This window comes from Calditrichota bacterium, from assembly GCA_013112635.1.
GTDB lineage: Bacteria > Calditrichota > Calditrichia > Calditrichales > J004 > JABFGF01.
Map to the genome: position 1 here is coordinate 339,748 of JABFGF010000003.1, position 20,409 is coordinate 360,156.

The 20,409-nt window shown below is 37.5% G+C and carries 19 protein-coding genes; 10 read left to right on the forward strand and 9 right to left on the reverse strand.

Going from position 1 to position 20,409, the window contains the following annotated elements; genetic code table 11:
- The 7 genes from HND50_10695 to HND50_10725 all read left to right on the forward strand — a co-directional run bounded on the left by HND50_10695 (window position 1) and on the right by HND50_10725 (window position 7,366).
- Window positions 1–1,809: a tetratricopeptide repeat protein gene (locus HND50_10695; GenBank protein NOG45694.1), complete on the forward strand. Its 1,809-nt coding sequence runs from the start codon at window positions 1–3 to the stop codon at window positions 1,807–1,809.
- Window positions 1,810–1,997: 188 nt separating this feature from the next.
- Window positions 1,998–3,257: an asparagine synthetase B gene (locus HND50_10700; protein ID NOG45695.1), complete on the forward strand. Its 1,260-nt coding sequence runs from the start codon at window positions 1,998–2,000 to the stop codon at window positions 3,255–3,257.
- Window positions 3,258–3,268: 11 nt separating this feature from the next.
- The gene (locus HND50_10705; protein ID NOG45696.1) at window positions 3,269–3,658 is read left to right on the forward strand and encodes a YjbQ family protein; all 390 of its coding nucleotides are present in this window, start codon (window positions 3,269–3,271) and stop codon (window positions 3,656–3,658) included.
- A 266-nt stretch (window positions 3,659–3,924) separates the two neighbouring features.
- A complete protein-coding gene (locus tag HND50_10710; GenBank protein NOG45697.1) occupies window positions 3,925–5,253 on the forward strand; it encodes a hypothetical protein in 1,329 nt (442 codons plus the stop codon).
- Window positions 5,254–5,271: 18 nt separating this feature from the next.
- Window positions 5,272–6,162, forward strand: coding sequence for a DUF2520 domain-containing protein (locus HND50_10715; protein ID NOG45698.1), 891 nt, complete (start codon window positions 5,272–5,274; stop codon window positions 6,160–6,162).
- A 27-nt stretch (window positions 6,163–6,189) separates the two neighbouring features.
- Window positions 6,190–6,597, forward strand: coding sequence for a CoA-binding protein (locus tag HND50_10720; GenBank protein ID NOG45699.1), 408 nt, complete (start codon window positions 6,190–6,192; stop codon window positions 6,595–6,597).
- 1 nt (window position 6,598) lies between these two features.
- A complete protein-coding gene (locus HND50_10725) occupies window positions 6,599–7,366 on the forward strand; it encodes a hypothetical protein (GenBank protein ID NOG45700.1) in 768 nt (255 codons plus the stop codon).
- A 23-nt stretch (window positions 7,367–7,389) separates the two neighbouring features.
- Here HND50_10725 and HND50_10730 read toward each other — a convergent pair whose 3' ends face one another.
- A complete protein-coding gene (locus tag HND50_10730; GenBank protein ID NOG45701.1) occupies window positions 7,390–7,827 on the reverse strand; it encodes a YaiI/YqxD family protein in 438 nt (145 codons plus the stop codon).
- A 172-nt stretch (window positions 7,828–7,999) separates the two neighbouring features.
- Here HND50_10730 and HND50_10735 point away from each other — a divergent pair, with 172 nt between their 5' ends.
- Entirely contained in the window at window positions 8,000–8,977 is a 978-nt protein-coding gene (locus HND50_10735) for a hypothetical protein (protein NOG45702.1), read from the forward strand.
- A gap of 18 nt (window positions 8,978–8,995) precedes the next feature.
- Here HND50_10735 and HND50_10740 read toward each other — a convergent pair whose 3' ends face one another.
- The 3 genes from HND50_10740 to HND50_10750 form a co-directional block, all read right to left on the reverse strand.
- A complete protein-coding gene (locus HND50_10740) occupies window positions 8,996–9,547 on the reverse strand; it encodes an HD domain-containing protein (protein ID NOG45703.1) in 552 nt (183 codons plus the stop codon).
- Between the two features lie 26 nt (window positions 9,548–9,573).
- Complete coding sequence (gene fabG / locus HND50_10745; protein ID NOG45704.1) at window positions 9,574–10,329, reverse strand: 3-oxoacyl-ACP reductase FabG; 756 nt, start codon at window positions 10,327–10,329, stop codon at window positions 9,574–9,576.
- A gap of 95 nt (window positions 10,330–10,424) precedes the next feature.
- Complete coding sequence (locus HND50_10750) at window positions 10,425–12,404, reverse strand: ATP-dependent DNA helicase RecQ (protein NOG45705.1); 1,980 nt, start codon at window positions 12,402–12,404, stop codon at window positions 10,425–10,427.
- 198 nt (window positions 12,405–12,602) lie between these two features.
- Between HND50_10750 and plsX the strand changes: the two genes are divergently transcribed.
- Window positions 12,603–13,652 (forward strand): phosphate acyltransferase PlsX, encoded by a 1,050-nt coding sequence (plsX, locus tag HND50_10755; GenBank protein ID NOG45706.1) that lies wholly within the window; start codon window positions 12,603–12,605, stop codon window positions 13,650–13,652.
- Window positions 13,653–13,750: 98 nt separating this feature from the next.
- On the opposite strand, the gene HND50_10760 is transcribed toward plsX, so the two are convergent.
- Complete coding sequence (locus HND50_10760) at window positions 13,751–14,140, reverse strand: rhodanese-like domain-containing protein (GenBank protein ID NOG45707.1); 390 nt, start codon at window positions 14,138–14,140, stop codon at window positions 13,751–13,753.
- 201 nt (window positions 14,141–14,341) lie between these two features.
- On the opposite strand from HND50_10760, the gene HND50_10765 reads away from it, so the two are divergent.
- Window positions 14,342–15,583, forward strand: a complete 1,242-nt coding sequence (locus tag HND50_10765; GenBank protein NOG45708.1) for a hypothetical protein — start codon at window positions 14,342–14,344, stop codon at window positions 15,581–15,583.
- Window positions 15,584–15,668: 85 nt separating this feature from the next.
- On the opposite strand, the gene HND50_10770 is transcribed toward HND50_10765, so the two are convergent.
- The 4 genes from HND50_10770 to lpxB are packed head-to-tail and all read right to left on the reverse strand — an operon-like array spanning window position 15,669 to window position 20,403.
- Window positions 15,669–18,131, reverse strand: a complete 2,463-nt coding sequence (locus tag HND50_10770) for a copper-translocating P-type ATPase (protein NOG45709.1) — start codon at window positions 18,129–18,131, stop codon at window positions 15,669–15,671.
- Window positions 18,124–18,591: a hypothetical protein gene (locus tag HND50_10775; GenBank protein ID NOG45710.1), complete on the reverse strand. Its 468-nt coding sequence runs from the start codon at window positions 18,589–18,591 to the stop codon at window positions 18,124–18,126. Before HND50_10775 ends, HND50_10770 begins: the two co-directional genes overlap by 8 nt.
- 30 nt (window positions 18,592–18,621) lie before the next feature.
- Window positions 18,622–19,278 carry a methyltransferase domain-containing protein gene (locus HND50_10780; protein ID NOG45711.1) on the reverse strand — a complete coding sequence of 219 codons (657 nt, stop codon included), beginning with the start codon at window positions 19,276–19,278 and terminating at the stop codon, window positions 18,622–18,624.
- Window positions 19,279–20,403: a lipid-A-disaccharide synthase gene (gene lpxB, locus HND50_10785; GenBank protein NOG45712.1), complete on the reverse strand. Its 1,125-nt coding sequence runs from the start codon at window positions 20,401–20,403 to the stop codon at window positions 19,279–19,281. It lies immediately after the preceding gene.
- Window positions 20,404–20,409 lie beyond the last annotated feature (6 nt).

A 20,409-nucleotide genomic window follows, 5' to 3' on the forward strand; every position in this document is an offset into this window, starting at 1 on the left:
TTGAAAAGAATAATAACATCGCTAATTATAGCCCTGGCTTTCACTCAGGTTTCTTTTGCTCAACAGCTAAACCCAAAAGAAATAAAGTTGGCAGAAAACCTGCTCCGCTCCGGTAACTATGAATCGGCCTTACTTATTTTTAGAAAACATTATAAGTCTGGAAACAATTCCACCAAGGTTATAAATGGCATCAGCAATTCTTTACGGGAGTTGAATAATTACCAGGAATGGATCCGCTTTCTGGATGAAGTGCTGCTTAAATTACCACAAAGCTTTAATTATCGGATTGATCTTGGAAAAGCCTATTACCTGAATAAACAGCCTGATCGTGCCCTGGAAATTTGGCATAAAGTTTACGAAAAAGATCCTCCACATTTAATGCGCCACAGGTTAACGGCGCAGGCAATGGCCAGCTTCCGGCTATTTGATGAAGCAATCGAAGTGTATAAACGAGCCATGGCAAAATTGGCAAACCAGGATGTCGTTCATCTTGATATTGGCACTTTATACAAATTGCAGCTTAATTACGAAATGGCTACTGAACATTATGTCGCCTATTTCCGAAAATTTAAGAAACAACGCAACTATGTACGTTCTATGCTCATCGGCATGGCCAAAGATGATGATGCGTCTGACCGGATAATTCAGTCTTTAGAAATTTTAAATAATGATAATGACCCGGATTTAAATGAACTGCTAACAAATCTATATATCCGCAAAAAAGATTATCCAAAAGCGCTGCAAATTGTATTGGAAATTGAAAGCAAAACAAAAGATGACAAGTTTATTTATCTCAACCGTTTTGCCCGTGAGGCCGAAAAGGACAGGGCTTATATTTATGTAATTGAAGCGTATGAATTTATGCTGGATAACACCAAAAAAATAATTACAGCTTCTATCGAATATAAGTTGGCGCGTGCTTATTACGCTAATGGCAAAAACCTTTTTAAAGATCAAAAATTTGATGAAGCCGATGATCAGATCAAAAAAGGTTTAAATATTTTAGAACAATTGTTTGATAAAAATACTCATGAAAAATATAAAGCGGCGGAGGCCATTGGAGATATAAATAAAAGTCATTTCAGTGATTTTGATGGGGCTTATGAATATTATTCTAAAGTTCCATTAAATAAAGTAGGTATTAATGATGCTGATCGTGTTAGAATAAAATTGGCTGATATTTATCTTTTAAAAAATGATTTGCTCAGAGCGCAGGAAGTATATGCCCAGGTAAAAAGTAAGAAATTTCTTTCCTTTGCAGCATTTAATTTGGCAGAAATTGATTACTACACGGGGCAGTTTTCCAGAGCTAAAAATAAATATAATTCTTTAATTTCTTCAATTGGCATGAAAGATTCTTTGGCCAATAATGCTCTCGATCGTACTTTTGATATTGATCTGTTTTCCAGCGATAGTTTAACTTTTTCAAAATATACACAGGCTGTTTTGTTAAAGCGCCAGCAAAAATATTCTGAGGCAGCCAAACAGTTTGCGGAAATATATAATGTAAATAATATGATGAGTTTAAAGGCAGGCATGTTGGTAGTAAATTTGTATAACCTGCTCGAAAAACCATTGGACGCCATAAATCTGCTTGAGGATATTGTGAAAACTTATCCCGATGGCCAGCAAACGGATCGTGCCTATTATTTGCTTGCAACAGGCTACGAAAAAACGAGCAAGTTTGACAAAGCCCTTTCTTTATATCAGGAGATTTTAATTCGTTTTCCTACAAGTTTTTATAGCGAACAAGCGCGGGCAAATGCACGTACATTGAATGAGCTTTTACAGGAAAAATCGAATCAGTGATGGGAATATTGAATAATAATCACTGATTATCTCTTAGTCAAGATGATGGTTCGGCTCCGCTCACCATGAAGAACATGTATTATCTAGATAATTTAAAGACTTCGCCCTGAGCGAAGACGAAGGGTAGCATCTGAATTGCAAACCTTGTACTGGAGTTAATATATTTACATCTTAATAAAGAACTAACTATGAAAAACATAAAAATCTATATTTTTACAATTCTTTTGTCAACATCGCTTTCTGCGCAATATATTTTAGTTCCGATGGATTTGTCTCAGGCAAACCACATTAAGGCATATGGGATTGCATATTGGGTTTTAAAGAAAAATGTAAATGTGGAATGGTTGCTTAATTATAGGGGCGGTTCATTTTTGTTTACGTCCAGCGAAAGCTTCAAAAGGGAACTTCAATTACGAGGCGTCACTTTTGAAGAACCGGGCGCTGCGACTATCAATAATATTTACGCCCAGATTGAAGAGAACAACATGGAAAAAGTTTTGCTGGAAAAAGCACCCAAAATTGCTGTTTATTCTCCACCGGGATTTCAACCATGGGACGACGCGGTAACTTTGGTTATGGCCTATTCAGAAATTGAATATGACAATATTTATGACACTGAAGTTTTAGCCGGAAAACTAAGCGACTATGATTGGCTTCATTTGCACCATGAAGATTTTACCGGACAATATGGAAAATTCTGGTCCAGTTTCCGCAATGAAACCTGGTATTTAAAACAACAAATCGCGGCGGAGGAGTTGGCGCAAAAGTTGGGATTCTCCAAAGTATCGAAAGAGAAAGGCGCAGTTGCCCGCGAAATTAGAAATTATGTGGATGAAGGCGGTTTTTTATTTGCGATGTGCTCGGCAACGGACGCCATGGATATTGCGCTCGCTGCAGCAAACACAGATATTGTAGAATCGGTTTTTGATGGTGATCCGGTTGACCCCGCTTACGATACAAAACTGAATTTTAGCAACACTTTCGCTTTTAAAGATTTCACCTTGATTCCAAATCCAGCGGTTTATGAGTATTCGGATATCGATGTTCCGCCTAGTAATATGCCGCGCCTGCGTGACCCTGAAAGTGATTATTTTACCCTGTTTGAATTCTCAGCAAAATATGATCCGGTGCCAACAATGTTAACTCAAAATCATGTTGGTATTGTGAAAGGTTTTATGGGGCAAACAACAATGTTCCGGGAGGAAAAGTTAAAAGGCCATGTAACCATTATGGGTAAGATTGAAGAAAGCAATGAGGTGAAATATATTCATGGAAACTCTGGCAAAGGTACTTTTACTTTTTATGGCGGGCATGATCCGGAAGATTATACACACAGGGTAGGCGATCCACCAACTGACTTAAACCTGCATAAAAATTCACCGGGTTATAGATTGATTTTGAATAATGTACTTTTCCCGGCAGCAAAAAAGAAAAAACTTAAAACATGACCGGGGAAAGAATGATCAAATTTAATATTAAAACACATTCGCATACTGAAATGCTGGATATGACCGGCCAAATTCAGGAACTGGTTAGCCAGAATAATTTTAAAGAAGGCATTGTAACAGTTTTTATTCCGCATACAACCGCCGGTGTTACAATAAATGAAGGCGCCGATCCAGATGTCCAAAGCGATATGCTGATGGAACTAAATAAAATTGTTCCTTTTGAAGATGGCTACCGTCATATGGAAGGAAATTCAGCGGCACATATTAAAGCCACACTATTTGGTTCTTCTGTTCAAGTGATCACCGAAAATGGACGACTACAGTTGGGCACCTGGCAAAGTATATATTTTTGTGAGTTTGACGGGCCGCGAAACCGTCAAGTTTGGGTACGATTTAAATAATTAATAATTGATAATGAAAAATTTGACTAATAATAGTTTAGATCAAATTTTTTAATCAAGAATCAAGAATCAAGAATCAAGAATCAAGAATCAAGAATCAAGAATCAAGAATCAAGAATCAAGAATCAAGAATCAAGAATCAAGAATCAAGAATCAAGCCGTCTCCTGACAGCGAAGCCTAAAAATATAATCAAGATCCAGTAACATTTGCTCCAAAAGAACCAGAAAAGTAAATTGAATGAAAGATTTTTATTTAAGGAGAACCCATGTTAGATGAAACCATAGAACTTTTTACCGAACGAATGAAAGAAATTGTTTTAAAAGATCAGAGAATGGAAACCATCCCGCTCGCTTATCTAAAAACATTAGAAATACCTGAATCCGTGATGCATTTCTTTAGTCAGGAGGTTGAAATATGGTTAAGGGAAGAAGAAGAGAAATTTGAGTCTGACCGTTTTGATTATGACCAGCCAGAAGTTAGAATGCTTATCGATCAGATTTTTGATAAACTGCAACAGAATTCATTTTTCGAGCTTACAAAGTTTAATCATCTTCTTGAAAGAGCAATAAAATTAGAACTAAATTATATCGTGAAACCCCATCGTACCTTGTCGCAGTTTATTTTCAAAAATAGCGATACTGTTTCTACAATGGAAGTTTACGATACATTAAAATATTTCTTCAAGTTTGAATATTATAAAAATGCAATTTCAGATTACTTCAATACAAAATATCTGCGCAGTATCAGTCATGATCAGTTTATTGATTTAATAAACCAGATTGATCAAAAAGCATTTGAAGAAGACCGCCTGAGTACTACCCTGAAAACAATCAAATCTATAATGGCTGCAATCAGCGAAGCGCGCCAAACCGAAATTACAAAGCTCTCAATTGATATTTTATACGATGCTTTAAGTGACCGCAAATTGGATGATTACTCGGCGTTGGTACAGAAAACAAAATATGAGACAGAGCTTTCAGAACTTACTTTTGATGAAATTGAAGCGCTATTAAAGGACAGTAAGCTTCCAGGCGAAAAACATGTTGAAGCAGAGCCTGAAGAATCAGCTTTCTCAAGTTATGATGATATTGAAGAAAGCGCCCCCGAAGTTGATGTTGAAAGCATAGAAGTAAAAGAAAGTGAAGTTGACCTTTCGCTTAAAGAAGATGAGGTGGAAGAGGAAATTGACGATCTGGAAGAAGACGAAATTGAAGAAGAAGTTGCTGCACCTACACCTGCTCCTGCGCCTGTTGCAGATGGAAATGTAGCCAGCGATTTGGCTGATCATGTCGCTCAGCAAATTAGTTCGGACACACCTCTAGAAGATCTTAATCCAATGATTGTCGGACGTTTACGCCGCAAAGTAGTTAAAAAACTTTTCAGGAAAAACGAACAGGATTTTGTAGAATTCCTGAGTTTATTAAATAAAGAGAGTAGTTGGAAAATTGCATCTAAAATTATTGATGATGAATTTTATGAACGCGAAATAAATCCATATTCAAAAGAAGCCATTAGTTTGAGTGACATAATTTATTTACGTTTTTTCCCTAAAGACAAATATGTTGGTGATTCCGGTGAAAGCAAATGGGATTAATGGGAAAACCAAAAATTAATGAGCTCTAAAATAAAAGATAAAGAAAATAAATATTTAATAATTGGTGCTGGAAATGTAGGAACATCGCTGTTCCGGGCTCTTGATGCTAAATTTCCCGGGAAAGTCCATCTTTTTGGCAAACAGGATTACAGCCATCAGAATAGCGATTTTATTAGTGAAGAAAACTACACGAATTATTTAAATCCCAAAATAGTAAATTCTGTTAAAACGATCATTATTTGTGTACAGGATGATCGGATCAAGGAAGCAACACGCTCAATTCTTCTTTACCGTCTCACCTACAAAAATATTTTTCACACAAGCGGAGCCAAGGATGCTTCAGAATTGGAACACCTTGAAAACCGCGGTGCATACGTAGCAAGCATTCATCCAATGCAGAGTTTTGCCCAAAAATATTCTGATCCTAAAAAATGGAACGACATTATTCTTGCTTTTCAGGGAAATGAAAAATGTCTTCTTGCAGCCAAGGAGATTTCTGAACTGCTGAAAACAAAATTTATAAAACTGAATGATGATCAGAAAGTTGGATTGCATGTAGCAGGTGTTATGGTTTCAAATTATTTGGTGGCATTATTAAGCGTAGCAGAAAATATTATTGGACAGGCCGGTATTGATGATATTTCTAAAAACGATATTCTTCAGCCCCTGATAAACGGTGTTGTTGAAAATTATAAAAATGCTCCTGCAGATAAGATTTTATCTGGCCCAATTAAACGCGGTGATATAAATGTACTACGCCGCCATATCCAATATTTGCAAATTCATAAAACAAAAGATTCCGAGTTGTACTTAACTCTTGCCAAGGTGTTGTTAAATAACCCAAAATTTCATATTCCGGGTCGGGCCAAATTGGAAGAAATTTTAGATAAGTATGGCTCATTGACCTGAAAAGACTTTATTGAAAACCTTTTAATTATGTATAAAAATTCTGAAAAAGAGATCCGTTCTATCCTCCAAAACTACAAACACATTGCAGTTGTTGGTATCTCTCAAAATGCATATCGTGCCAGCAACGGTGTTTCCCTTTATATGATAAACAGTGGTTATAACATTATTCCGGTTAATCCAAATTATGACCAGGTTTTTGATTTGAAATGCTATAATTTACTTAGTGAGATTGAGGGAGACGTCGAGATTGTTAATATTTTTCGCCGTTCAGAAATGGTACTTCCAATAGTTGAGGAGGCTATTAAAATAAAAGCCAAGGCTGTTTGGATGCAGCTGGGTGTAATCAATGAGGAAGCGGCTAGTTTGGCATTAGATGCCGGACTCAAAGTAGTTATGAACAGTTGTATTAAAATTGAACATGCCAGGTATCTTTAAAATGTCTACATTTTCTTTAATCATTTCTCTTTTCTTAATACTTGTAAGTCTTGCGGTTGGGCAAACAAAGACAATCCATGTTTATGTTGCACTTTGTGATAATGAAAACCAGGGAATAGTACCTGTTCCGGATCAACTTGGGGATGGTAAAGATCCAAAGAATAATTTGTATTGGGGAGCGGCCTATGGCTTAAAAACATTTTTTATAAGTAAATCAAATAATTGGCAACTTCTAAAATCAATAAACCCGAAAAATCCTGCAATTCTTGAAAGGTTATTATTTAAGCATAAATCTTTAGATTTTTACTTACTTGCAGATGCTTACGATGGGGAACAAATTAAAGTGTGCATCGAAGATTTTCTAAAAGCATCAAATGGACAATCTCCCGTGAAAATAAGATTAGATTCATTAAAATTAGGTTTTGGAGGTAGCTCGGATTTACAAGCGTATGTTGGACATGATGGACTCATGGAATTTGCTGTTGATATAGACTACAATAAAGTAGAAAAATCAAAAGATGTAATAATTCTTGCCTGTTATAGCAGAGATTATTTCTCTTCAGAGATTAGAAAATCAGGTGCAAACCCACTTTTATGGACAACACATTTGATGGCTCCGGAGGCATATACATTAGAAGCTGCGATAGAAGGTTGGATTTTGAACGAATCGGGTATAAAGATTGATGAAAGAGCCGCTAAAGCTTATAATAAATATCAGAAATGCGGCATCAGAGGAGCAAGAAATTTATTCACAACCGGGTACAAATAATTATCCAATTCATCCTTTTATTCCTATCTCAAAATTTTGTCCAGATTATTGGCAAACGTATTCCGGTCGTTTTTATTTATTGCTGCCGGTCCTCCTGTTTCAACTCCCATCGAACGTAAACTGTCCATAAAATTACGCATGCTAAGTTTAGCTTTTATCGAATTTGCTGAATAAAGTTCACCACGAGGATTGAGTGCTAATCCACCTTTTTCAATCACTTCCGCTGCCAATGGAATATCTGCGGTAATGACCAAATCACCAACTGCCAGCCTATTAACAATCTCATTATCGGCAACATCAAATCCGGATTTTACGAGAATGAAATCAATGTTCTTTTTCTTTGGAAGGGGAATAGGATGGTTTGCAACCAGCGTCATTTCTATCCCGGTTCGTTCAGCTGCACGGAACAAGATTTCTTTTATTACGCGTGGACAAGCATCAGCATCTACCCATATTTTCATAATAAGTCTTTTTATGATTTTTAGTGTTTTTAAAACTCAAGATAATATGCTTGAAATTTGGATACAAATGAGGATTGTTTTCCAAATTCATTTTAAGTTAATTTATTTCCTCTGATTTTATTTGGCTTAATTTTGTAAGTTTTAGAACAAGATATTTTTAGGATGATAATTTTTGAAAAATGTAAAATCCATCAAACGATATATCCAGTTTTTATTTCTTCTAAGTTTGCTATTTTGCATTACTTTCCAGGTTAATGCTCAAAATGTATCTGCAGACACTTTGGAAAATTATAATGAAAATCTAACCAATGGAAAAAAGAAAGTTTCGCTTGTTCAAAAACTGACAGACCGGGTAGATCGCTTTTTTAGTAATGAGCATATTGAGGAAGAACTTCAAACAAGCCGTATTCGTATAAAACCGGGAATTCAATGGAGTGAAAAAGGCCAATTAAATTATCCTATACCAATTCGATTAAATCTTGTACTTCCACGTTTACAAAATCGCTGGCAGGTTTTTTTAAGCAGCATTCCGGATAATGATGATGACCAGGAACCGGATCTAAATGATTATACAAATGATCAACCGGTTTTGGATGATGATAGAAAATCAAGTTCTCTGCTAGGGATTCAGTTTGCCCCGGTTACCGAACTGGAGCAGCACTTAAAGTTTATAACAGGACTCAAAATTCGCATTGATGAAATAAATGCATTTGCCCTTTCACGTTTTAGATACAGCTATAATGTGGGCCAGTGGAACCTGCGCCTGGTTCAGACAGCATTTTTCTTTGCAGATAATGGTTTTGGTGAAAAAACTCAGTTTGAGTCAGGAAGGCCATTAGGAGAAGACACCATTTTCAGGACCCGCAGTTCTGCAACCTGGTCCGAACAGTCCAAAGGTGTGGATTTAAAACAAGTTTTCTTTTTAAGACATTTCACAACCCGAAACAATGTATTGGGTGTTTACTGGCGAATAGGCGGACAAACAAGACCGAGAACTGTAATTAACGGCCATACATTTGCACTTGAGTTTAGAAGTAAATTATGGGGAGAGTGGTTGTTTTTGGAAATTTCTCCTCAAGCACTTTTCCAGCGAAGAGAAAATTATAGATTTGAGCCGCTGTTGCTGACTTCTATTGAAATTATTTTATAGCTTGTAGCCAAATATTTGTTAAGGATTAAGATCTAATTCTGCAGCTATTCCACTCAAGGCATTCACAACAAACATAACATGTTCGTCAAAATCCACACCAAGTTCTTCAGCGCCTTGTAACATTTCTTCACGGTTCACTTTTGCGGCAAATCTTTTGTCTTTCATCTTTTTCTTTACAGATTTTACCTTAACCTCACTGAGGGCTTTTGTCGGTCTTACAAGAGTTACGGCTGTGATAAATCCGCAAAGCTCATCCACGGCAAAAAGTGATTTTGCCATCAATGAATCCCGCGCAACACCGGAAAATGTGGCATGACCCATTATTGCAGTTAAAATGTCCTCATCGACTTTTTTTTCTTTCAGGATTTGGTTGCCTTTGTAAGGATGGTTTTCAGGAAACATTTCATAATCAAAATCATGCAATAATCCGGTAATTCCCCAATGGTCAACATCTTCTTCATACTTCTCAGCATAAGCACGCATGGCAGCTTCTACGGCATATGCATGTTTAAGCAGGCTTTCACTTTTAGTATACTCTTTTAAAATTTTTAGTGCTTCGTTTCTATTCATACTTATTCTTTTTCTTAATCATTCTCTTAACCGCACAAGACACTGCCACCATTAATATTTAATATTTCACCTGTTATCGCACGCGCCATATCTGAAGCAAGAAACAAAATGCCATTAGCAATGTCATCCGGTTCCGGGATAAAACCAAGCGGCATGTTTTTTTTAACACTTTTTTTATTGTGCTTCATATACTCTTCAGTCATATCTGTCTCAATCCAACCCGGTGCGATGCAGTTTACGCGAATACCATCCGGGCCCAATTCTTGTGCTACAGATTTTGTAAAACTGATTATTCCACCTTTTGATGCTGCATAATGGGAATAGTTTTTTTCTCCAACCTGGCCGGCCGTTGAGGAAATATTTATGATTGATCCACTTATATTTTTTTCACGCATTTGGCGGGCTATGAGAGTTGTAAAATAAAATACACTGTCTAAGTTTACCTGAATTGTTTTGCGCCAAAGATCAACTGTAAAGTTGTCAATATTTGCCTCACTCCAAATCCCGGCATTGTTGACCAGAATATCAACCGAATCGAGTTTAACGGCCATTTTTTTTAAATAAAGTTCTACTTCATTATATGCGCTAACATCACATTCCATAAAAAATATTTTACCGCCATACTTTTCACATTCCTGTTTAAGCAAATCAGCAGCCCGATAATTTTTATTATAGTTAAAGGCCACATTAGCTCCACGGCTGGCAAAAGCACGCACAGTTGCTGCCCCAATTCCGCGACTTCCTCCGGTAACAAGTACAGTTTTTCCAGTAAAATCCAACATATAATCTCCTTGCTTAAAAGGTGATAACAATTAGTATCAGGAAAATTAGAAAAAGCATAATAAAGGTCTTACACTATTTGATGCAATTTTTCGCTTTATTTTCTTAGAAAAGAAATGCCACTATTTGAAACAGAAAGGACAGGGTAATCATTCCCTTGTTTTCGGATATACTTATTTTTTATGGCAACATAAATCATGCGGATAATATCCTTTATTTCACGGGATTGGATTGCCCCAAAATAAATTGATTCGTCAATCCGGCGTTTAGAAAAACGGTCTTCGCTGTTTCCTTTGAGGATGTTGGCAATGGTTGTAATGCCAAATTTACCATCATATTCCCAAACGCAATGCACAATCGTTTTGATTGGATCAGCGGTTTTATCAGATCCTCTTTCTCCAGCTTCGGGAGATTTCCAATCCAGGCAAATATCGCAACCATTACAATTATTATCGGAATGCTTTTCGCCAAAGTATTCTAAAATATAGGTACGCCGACAACTCAGGCTGCTTGCATAATTTTCAATATCGTCCAGTTTTTTGTATTGCAAATCCATCTGTTTTTGATAAGCAGGCCAGTCAATGCCAATTTTTTCCCAGGCCACTTTTTTAGAGGTAATTTCAATGCCTCGTCCGCGAAACGGAGGTTGATACAAAATTAAACTTTTATTTTCAAGATTGTGCATTGTGCCGGAAAACTGTTCCTGGGTTATCTCCAAAAAGGCCAGAGTTTCATTCAACTCAAACACATTATCCTGTTTACTTATAAAGTAGTTTATAAGCTTGTGCTGCAAAGGTGCCCGTTTGGTTGTACTTAATGCGCGCTCATTACTAACAATAATATCTGCCTGAAAAGTAACATAGCTTTTTGTCATTCTTTTTAAAATGTTTTGTTTTTCTAAGGCTTTAACTGCTGAACCAACTTGCATTTCATGGGTTCCGGTTCGTGCTGCAATTTCTTTATAAGTCAGCAGTATTTCAGTTCTGTCAAGGTCAAGTAAAAAATCGTATACATCTCGAATTGTCTGCTCAGGTGGAAAAGAGTTCTCGATCAAAAATTCCTGGATGCGCCTGTCGCGGTAGCTGTGAAACAAGAGGCAGTATGAAACACGACCATCTCGCCCTGCGCGCCCGGCTTCCTGGTAATATGCTTCCATAGAGCCGGGTGTATTGTAGTGAATTACAAAGCGTACATCAGGTTTGTCGATACCCATTCCAAAAGCATTTGTAGCAACAATAATTTTAGGACTGTTTCTGAGCCAATTATTCTGAGCTTCATTGCGTTGAAATTTTTCCATCCCGCCATGATAACCTGCCGCAGGCAACCCATTTTCTGAAAGAAAGGAGCTAATCTCAGCAACCGCCTTTTTTGTTGCTACATAGATAATGCCGGATCCATTTATAGATTTTACTATGCGGATCAATTCCTTTTTCTTTTTTTCCTCGTTTAGACCAACAGCAATAAACTTCAGGTTTGGCCGGTCAAATCCGCTGACAAATGTTTTACTTTTTGCAAGATCGAGTTGATCGAGAATATCATCTTGTACGCGTGTTGTGGCTGTTGCTGTTAATGCAATTACAGGAGGATTATTTAATGATTTTATAACATCATTGAGCCTAAGATAGGACGGGCGAAAATCGTGTCCCCATTGCGAAATACAATGCGCCTCATCGATGGCAAAAAGGGAAATAGGCACCTGGCTAATCATTTCCATAAATTTTTGTGAATAAAATCTTTCCGGGGCGATGTAAACAATTTTGTATTCACCACTTTCAATATCCCGGATGCGTTGAGCCTGTTCATCCTGGCTGATGCTGCTGTTTATTAATGTGGCCGGTATTTTTAAATTTACAAGCTGGTCAACCTGGTCTTTCATTAAAGCAATAAGCGGGGAGATTACAATGGTCACACCATCCTGCATTAACGCCGGAACCTGGAAACACAAAGATTTTCCGCTCCCGGTTGGCATAACCACCAGGGAATTCTTTTTGCTGAGAGTGTGTTCAATTACTTCTGTTTGTCCGGAACGAAACGAATCGTAATTAAAATATTTTTGAAGTGTTTGCAGTGCAGTCATGGTTTGATTTTACGTTTCCGGCTCTTATTCTTACTGATAAAATAATGAGCAAGAAACGATCAGGATTATAAGAAGAGCAGTATTGTTTGATTTGATAATTGCTAAAGGTGGAAATGTAAATTAAACTTATGTATTTTCAAACCCTTTCTTTTCAAGATATTTCGGATATCTCATCATTTTTTCATTTATGGAGGCAACATGGTAAACAAGATAGCAATCGATGCAATGGGCGGCGATTTTGCACCACAGGAAGTTATTAAAGGTGTTGTCCAGGCATTAAATGATGAACCTGATTTAAATGTTGTTCTGATCGGGGATGAGAAAGCAATCCGCAGAGAGCTTGCCATAAATAATTATGATAAAGAGCTTGAGATTGTGCATACAGAAGAGTTTATTACAATGGATGACTCACCTAAAAAAGCTTTGGAGAGTAAACCAAATGCAAGTATAACAATGGCTTTGAAATTATTGGATGCCGGCAAAGCAGATGCACTTGTTAGTGCCGGAAATACAGGGGCAACGGTTTTGGCTTGCGTAAAAAATCTGCATATGATAGAAGGACTTGAACGTTCAGCATTAGCAGCGATTTACCCAACGGCTAAATTTACGCCGGATAGTAAGGGGTTTGCTCTTATGCTTGATGTAGGCGCCACTATCCGTTGTACAGCTAAACAACTGTCACATTTCGCTTTTATGGGCAGTTATTATGTTTCTGAAATTATGGGTGTTGAGCGTCCCAGGATTGGTTTATTAAACAACGGCGAAGAAGAGACAAAAGGCGGCCCGGTTCTTAGCCAGACTTATAAATATTTAAAAAATGAAAAAGATCTCAATTTTGTAGGCAATGTTGAAGGCAAGGAAGTTCCTAAAGGCGATGTTGAAATTGTGGTTACAGAAGGATTTGTCGGCAACGTTGTTCTAAAACTTCTTGAAGGTGTTGGTGAAGTTGCAAAAGATATGGGCAAATATGCTTTTAAAAAGAAACTTACCTGGAAAATAGGATTGGCTTTTTTAGCAAAAGGTGTTAAAAAAGTAAAAGCTAAAACGGATTATTCGGAGTATGGCGGCGCGCCCATTTTGGGTTTCAATAAGCTGGTAATAAAATCTCATGGCCGCTCAAATGCCAAAGCGATTATGAATGCCACCAAAGCAGCTCTTCGATCTGTTGAGCATGACATTGTCGGCCATATGACTCATTCCATTCAGCAGTTCAATGAAAAACACGCTATTGATTTTATGGACATCTAGGGGTTGAAAGATCGGAAGATTGTAATACTGAAAGATTGAATGGATATACCTATGGAACCAGTTAATCCTTCAATTGTCAATCTTAAAATCCTTCAATTTTAAAGTTTGTTCCAGGCTTTCATACCGCCAAGCATATTTACTGCTTTATAGCCATTGGCCAGCATAATTCGTGTTGCATTCTGGCTGCGGTTTCCACTACGGCAATACACAATTACTTCTTTGCCTTTGTACTTTTCCAATTTCCCAACACTATCGGCCAGGCTAAAATCGGGGATCAATATAGCCCCTTCTAAATGTCCTAAAGGACCATTAAACTCACCTGGTGTCCGAACATCCAAAAGAAGCAGGTCTTCTTTGTTTTCGATTTTCTTTTTTACTTCTTCTGCTGTGATAGAATCAAAATCTTTTGGTATTGCAGATTGCTGTGCATAAAGAAAAAGAGCAACAGCAATGAATAGAATAATTGAAACGATGACTAATTTCTGCATTCTAATTCCTTTTATTTTCTTGAATAATCCCTGTTTAAGATGTGTTTAATTTTTGCGGGTTACAAAACTCGAAAAAAAATATGTGGCTGTCAAGTGAAATATTTTAATTTTTGAATTTGAAGACAACCTTAAAAAGAGTTAGAATATCTCGATTTTATTTGGTTAAATAAGTCATTAAACTTTACTTGCAGGATTTTCACAATGAGACAAAATATTTGTTACGCCATAATAATAATCTTTTTTGTTGTTGGAATAGCACCTGGACTTTTCGCCCAAAATGATTTTACAAAAATTGACAGACATGCTGATGCAGCTCCGCAAAGTTTAAAAAATTCAATACCGGCATTAGTAAATTACCTTACACGCCCGGCAAAAAACGATCTTGAAAAAGTGCGTTCTATTTTCCGCTGGATTACCCAAAATATTAACTATGATGTAGAAGCATTTTTTGACAGACGTTTGATTGTTGATGATCCGGAACGAGTAATTAGAAGCGGCCGGGCTGTATGTGGAGGTTATGCCGAGTTGTTCAACCGTATGTGCAGGGAAGCTGGCATTAAAAGTAAACTTATTGCTGGTTGGTCAAAGGGGTATGGAGAGCGGCTTACCGGCAGGCCCAATCATGCCTGGAATGCAGTTAAAATTAACTATCGCTGGTATCTACTGGATGCAACCTGGGGAGCCGGGCATATCAATTCGGAGAAATTTACCCGTCAGTTTAACGGACATTATTTTCTAACAGATCCCAATCAGCTTATTTATGATCACCTGCCCGAAGATGAATCATGGCAATTATTAAAAAAGCCAATTACCCGCAAACAGTTTGATAATCTTGTTTTGATGCGTCCTGCATTTTTCAAAAACGGATTAAAATTAAAGAGTCATCTAAATTCCAAAATATCTTCAAATGGTAATTTGCTTGTTGAGCTTGAAGCTCCGGAAAATACATTTTTATCTGTGAAACTTGTATCCGGTGAGAACCAATTGGATGATCATCATAGTTTTGTACAACGCAAAAATAGCGTCTATTTTGTCAATGCCAATTTTCCGGGTAACGGAAATTATATAATGCGGCTTTTTACCAAGATTGGCCGTGACACCGAGCAGTATAATTGGGCATGTGATTACCAGGTTACTGTTACAAACAATACAAGTAAGAATAAACTTTTTGTAAAACAGTATGGCAAGTTTTTTGATTTGAATGCTTTTGTTCATCAGCCTGTTAACTTTGTATTATCCGAAGGCAGTAAACAAAATTTTAAGATTGAATTGAAAAATGCTTATGAGATGGTTGCAGTTATTAATGAAGAGTTTTTTCCTTTAGAGAAAAGTGGTGACATTTTTGAAGGATCAATTTTGATTCCAAAGGGACTTTTTCACATGGCCGTTAAAACGGATACGACAAATTATTATCACTGGCTTTTGGAGTATGAAGGGAAGTAAGAATAATGATTGTTGCCTTTGGTAATATCGTGTAGTAAAATTTCTAATTTCTAATTTCTAATTTCTAATTTCTAATTTCTAATTTCTAATTATCAATCTTAGCCCGTTTTAACCGCAAACTATTTGTTACGACAGAAACCGAGCTTAACGCCATCGCCAATGCTGCAAAAGCCGGATTAAAAGAAATCCCAAACAACAAATAAAGCAATCCAGCAGCAGAGGGCATCATTAAAACATTATAGCCAAATGCCCAAAACAGGTTTTGTTTGATTGTTTTTTCAGTTCGGTTAGCCAGGTTTTTTATTTTAAGAAGAAGGTTTAAATCAGGTCTTAATAGAACAAGGTCAGCCGCCTCTACGGCAACATCCGTTCCTTCGGCCAGTGCAATACCAATATCTGCCTGAGAAAGTGCAACGGCGTCATTTACACCATCACCAATCATAGCAACAGTTTTAGCTTTCTCTTGAATTTTTTTAACTATCCCGGATTTCATTTGTGGTGGCTGTTCAGCATATACTTCCGAAATTGATAACAAATTAGCAATGTGCCGCGCAGTTTTTTCAGCATCACCTGTAACCATCGCTGTTTCCATTTTATGGAGATGAAGTTTAGCGATCACGATTTGGGCCTCACTGCGGATGGAATCTGCCAGGCCGATCAATCCAAGTAATTCTTTTTCCCGGGCAATAAAAACCAGGGACATTCCTAATCCTGCAAGCGTTTCGATTTGAGTATCAATATCCTCAGGCAGCGTAACTCCCATTGCCTGCATTAATTTTTTGTTTCCGGCACCAATAGCTTTTCCGTCCAAAACAGCTTTTATACCAAAGCCGGTCAACATATCGGCTTTTTCAAGATTAGCGATTTTTAAATTACGCGATTCTGTTTCCTTAATAATTGCCTTTGCAATCGGGTGAGTCGAATGTTTTTCCAACGAAGCAGCCACAGCTAGCAAATTGTCTTCATCACCCTTTAATACTATAGACTTCTCAAACGATAATTTGCCTTCAGTCAAAGTGCCCGTTTTATCAAAAAGGAAAGTATCAACATGTAACAGCTTCTCTAAAACAGATGCATCTTTTACAAGAATCCCGGAATTTGCAGCACGTCCCATGGCCACAATAATGGCTGTCGGTGTCGCTAATCCCAAAGCACATGGACAGGCGATAACAATCACATTTATAAAATGCATTAGTGACAAGCTTAAACCCTGGCCGCTAATCAGCCAAACAAGCAAGGTAACAAAGGCCACAACTATAACAATCGGTACAAAAACTGAGGCAATCTTATCAACAAGTTTTTGAACAGGTGGTTGACTGTTTTGGGCCTGGCGTACCCATTGAACAATTTGACCTAACGCCGTTTCAGAACCGGTTTTCAATACCCTGAATTTGATCTCGCTACCTGTATTGATTGTTCCCGTTAAAACCAATTGACCTTTTTCTTTTGTAACCGGCAGGCTTTCTCCGCTTAACATGGCTTCATCAATTTCTGAATGGTCTGAGAGAAGCACACCATCGGCTGGGATGCGCTCACTATTTTTTATGATGCAAATGTCTTCACTTTTTAGCTGGTTTGTTTCAACTATTTCAACGGACCCGTTTGTTTCTCTGCGTGCTTGATCCGGTTGTAATTTTAGCAGCGAGTTTAATGCAAGACCTGTTTGTTTTTTTGCTCTTGCTTCTAATGACCGACCCAATAGTATAAATCCGGTTATAAATGCAGCAGAATCAAAAAACAAAGGATAGCCCACAAATATTTGTGGAAGAATAAATCCGCCAATCATAACTATTGTGCTATAGAGCCAGGCAGTACCGGCGCCAATTGAAACAAGGGTATTCATATCAGATTTGCCTGGTTTCAATTTGTGAAAAAATCCTTTTAAGATTGAATGGCCTGCGCCAAATAAAACCCAGGTTGTTAAAATAAAGGCCAGGCTGTGCCGCGCATAAGCTGGTACTGATTCAATAAAAGGAAAAAAATGGGGCATGGTTGCTACAAAAACCACAATGGCGGAAACAATAGATAAAACAGAATCCCTGAATTGTTTTTGAATGCGTTCGAGGCTTTTCCGCTCATGCTCTTCATCGATACCGCTGGTTTGTTCCCGCCAAATAACTTTAATACCTGTTTCTTTGGCAATAGTTTTTTCTACCAGCCTTACCGGCACAATTCCAGGAATGTAGGTCAGACTTAAAATCTCATTTGCAGGATTAAAATGGCTGTTTCCAACTCCCGGGATTTCTGAAAATGCGGATTGTAGGGATGATATCATGGTTGGATCGCTAAAACCGGGGATTACAATTTCAGAGGTTCTTGTGCGAATATTATAACCGGCATCCTCAATCGTAGATATAAGTTTTTCTGCATCTACCGCTGGACCATTAAATCCGATCGCGGCTTGTTCCGCCGCCAGGTTTACATCCACCGATTGAACCCAGTCTATTCCTTCAATACTTTGTTTAACACGTGCAGAGCAAGAAGCGCAGGTCATTCCGTCGATAGGCAAAACAAGAAAATTCAAATGTGGGTTCGTTTCGTCAGCCATTCCCGTTGTCTTTCATCATTTTAACATAACTACTGCTGGTTTTTCTTTTGCGGATGTTCAGGTTAATTTCTGCCTGGTCACGAATTTCATCATAAAGAACATAGTCGCGTTCTTCAAGCAATTTTGCCATTTCAATAAAAATATGAACTTCATTTTTCCCGATAGAATGCTTGGCTACATTTCGTTCTTTTATTTTCTGGTTAATCTCTCCAAGCTTGTTTCGGTAAAAAAGCCGCTCCATTTTGAGATAGTGATTTTTAGTTTTAGCACGCACATCACCATCTTTAATAAACCGACCAGACTGATCTTTTTCAGCAGCAGCGAGCCGTTCTTTAATACTGCGCCGATCTTTGTCAATACTGTTAATCTGGTCAATTAACCATTGACGCATTTGCTCGATAGGCAAATAACCGGGTAGTTTTTTTTCTAACCGGGCTTGTTCTTCAAGTTTAAGTGTCATTTCCCCCTCCTTCAAAAAAACACTTATTGATTATTTTTTATGCACAATCCTGTAAATAGTTACTTTTATATTTTTCCCTTCCTGCTCAACAAATTTATCGATTGTATTAAATTGGAAGCCAGCCATGGCCAGCTTTCCGAAAAATGTACGGGCGATTGTCCGGTTTGGTTCAGCCAGAATTATTTCTCCATCTTCCGAAAGATGATTTTTAAACAGATCGGTTAACGGCTGAAAAAATCTCTCCTCATATGCTACATCCGAGGCAACAATCAGCTCAAATTTTTTTTTAAGATTTGGTTTGCGCCAATCCAGCAATTTTAATTCCGGTACAGATTCAATCTTATTTATATGATAATTTTTAGTGGTTGCTTCTAAGGCAGCCTGCTCATAATCGGTGGTAGTGAATTGTCCGGGATTTGTTAATGATAACGCCATTGAGGTTAATCCCATTCCACAACCAAGTTCGAGAATGTTTTTATTTTTAAAAATCTCTCTATTTTGCAAAATGAATTCAGTTAAAGCAAATGCAGATGGCCATAACTCGGCCCAATAAGGCAGCCGCTCATCTTCATTAAAAAGCTCATCGCTTATTTCATCAACCAGGTCATCCAGATTTTTTACCCGTTCAAGCAAAAAAGCTTGTCCGGCAATTGTTATTTTATCCTGATAAAGTTTTACTTTGTTCATTTAGTTTTTATTTAGCATGTCCAAAACTATTTGTCCTGTGCGTTTTGAAGCGCCGGGCTCACCAAGTTTTTCACGAATAACAAGCAAATTATTTCGAACTTTTTGGTTTTCATTTTCATCCAACAAAATCTTCATTTCCCGGATTGCTCTGTGCACGGAAAAGTCATCCTGAATCAATTCAACGGCAACTTGTTTTTCAGCAACAATATTTACCAGCCCGATATTTTTTATTTTTACCAGTAAGCGTCCAAGAATAAAAGTAAGTGGATTAACCTGGTAAACAATCAGCATCGGAACACCGTAATAACCACATTCCAAAGTTGCTGTACCAGATGCAACAATCACGGCATCGTATTCCAAAAGACAATCTTTCAACGGCTTCTGAACAATTTTTATAAAGTCATCATCATTTAATTGCGTGGAATATAGTTCCTTTTCAAGGTGATCTACTTTTACTATCTCAGCTTCATTAATAATGTTTTGTTTATACAGACTACGCGCAGTTTCAATCATTCGGTTTAAAAGTGATGTTACTTCTTGTTTGCGGCTGCCCGGCAGTAAGCCAATTTTTACAAAACCTTTTTTGATTTGTTTAATCGAGTCCGGTAAAAATGTATGGTGGTGATCAACAAGCGGGTGTCCGACATACTTAGCATTTACACCATTTTCTTTATAGAATTTTTCTTCAAAAGGAAAGAGTACAATCATTTGATCTACATACTTTTTTATTTTTTTTACCCTGCCGCTGTTCCATGCCCAAAGTTGCGGGCTGATATAATAAATGATTGGGATATTTAACTTTTTCAGGCTTTTGGCCAGGCGCAGATTAAAACCCGGATAGTCAACAAGAATTATGCAATTGGGTTTTTCGGTTTCAGCATGGCTGACTAATGTTTTATGAACTTTGAGTATAAATGGCAAATGCTTTATTACTTCCCCAACTCCTAAAAAGGCCATTTGCCGTACATGGAATAAAATGTTCATACCGAGGCCGGCAAGTTGATCGCCACCAATCCCGCTAATTTTTATTGTAGGGATTTTTTTTTGCAAGAAACGTCCAACCTCAGCCGCATGGTCATCACCGGAAACTTCAGCTGCTACAAGTAGAATTTTTTTTGGGGTCATAATCAG

What these genes read in the sequence shown, in the direction of transcription:
- HND50_10700 (NOG45695.1), top strand. Translation starts at nt 1,998, where the DNA reads ATGAAAAACATAAAAATCTATATTTTTACAATTCTTTTGTCAACATCG.
- HND50_10705 (NOG45696.1), top strand. Translation starts at nt 3,269, where the DNA reads ATGATCAAATTTAATATTAAAACACATTCGCATACTGAAATGCTGGAT.
- HND50_10710 (NOG45697.1), top strand. Translation starts at nt 3,925, where the DNA reads ATGTTAGATGAAACCATAGAACTTTTTACCGAACGAATGAAAGAAATT.
- HND50_10715 (NOG45698.1), top strand. Translation starts at nt 5,272, where the DNA reads ATGAGCTCTAAAATAAAAGATAAAGAAAATAAATATTTAATAATTGGT.
- HND50_10720 (NOG45699.1), top strand. Translation starts at nt 6,190, where the DNA reads ATGTATAAAAATTCTGAAAAAGAGATCCGTTCTATCCTCCAAAACTAC.
- HND50_10725 (NOG45700.1), top strand. Translation starts at nt 6,599, where the DNA reads ATGTCTACATTTTCTTTAATCATTTCTCTTTTCTTAATACTTGTAAGT.
- HND50_10730 (NOG45701.1), bottom strand. Translation starts at nt 7,827, where the DNA reads ATGAAAATATGGGTAGATGCTGATGCTTGTCCACGCGTAATAAAAGAA.
- HND50_10740 (NOG45703.1), bottom strand. Translation starts at nt 9,547, where the DNA reads ATGAATAGAAACGAAGCACTAAAAATTTTAAAAGAGTATACTAAAAGT.
- fabG (NOG45704.1), bottom strand. Translation starts at nt 10,329, where the DNA reads ATGTTGGATTTTACTGGAAAAACTGTACTTGTTACCGGAGGAAGTCGC.
- HND50_10750 (NOG45705.1), bottom strand. Translation starts at nt 12,404, where the DNA reads ATGACTGCACTGCAAACACTTCAAAAATATTTTAATTACGATTCGTTT.
- plsX (NOG45706.1), top strand. Translation starts at nt 12,603, where the DNA reads ATGGTAAACAAGATAGCAATCGATGCAATGGGCGGCGATTTTGCACCA.
- HND50_10760 (NOG45707.1), bottom strand. Translation starts at nt 14,140, where the DNA reads ATGCAGAAATTAGTCATCGTTTCAATTATTCTATTCATTGCTGTTGCT.
- HND50_10765 (NOG45708.1), top strand. Translation starts at nt 14,342, where the DNA reads ATGAGACAAAATATTTGTTACGCCATAATAATAATCTTTTTTGTTGTT.
- HND50_10770 (NOG45709.1), bottom strand. Translation starts at nt 18,131, where the DNA reads ATGGCTGACGAAACGAACCCACATTTGAATTTTCTTGTTTTGCCTATC.
- HND50_10775 (NOG45710.1), bottom strand. Translation starts at nt 18,591, where the DNA reads ATGACACTTAAACTTGAAGAACAAGCCCGGTTAGAAAAAAAACTACCC.
- HND50_10780 (NOG45711.1), bottom strand. Translation starts at nt 19,278, where the DNA reads ATGAACAAAGTAAAACTTTATCAGGATAAAATAACAATTGCCGGACAA.
- lpxB (NOG45712.1), bottom strand. Translation starts at nt 20,403, where the DNA reads ATGACCCCAAAAAAAATTCTACTTGTAGCAGCTGAAGTTTCCGGTGAT.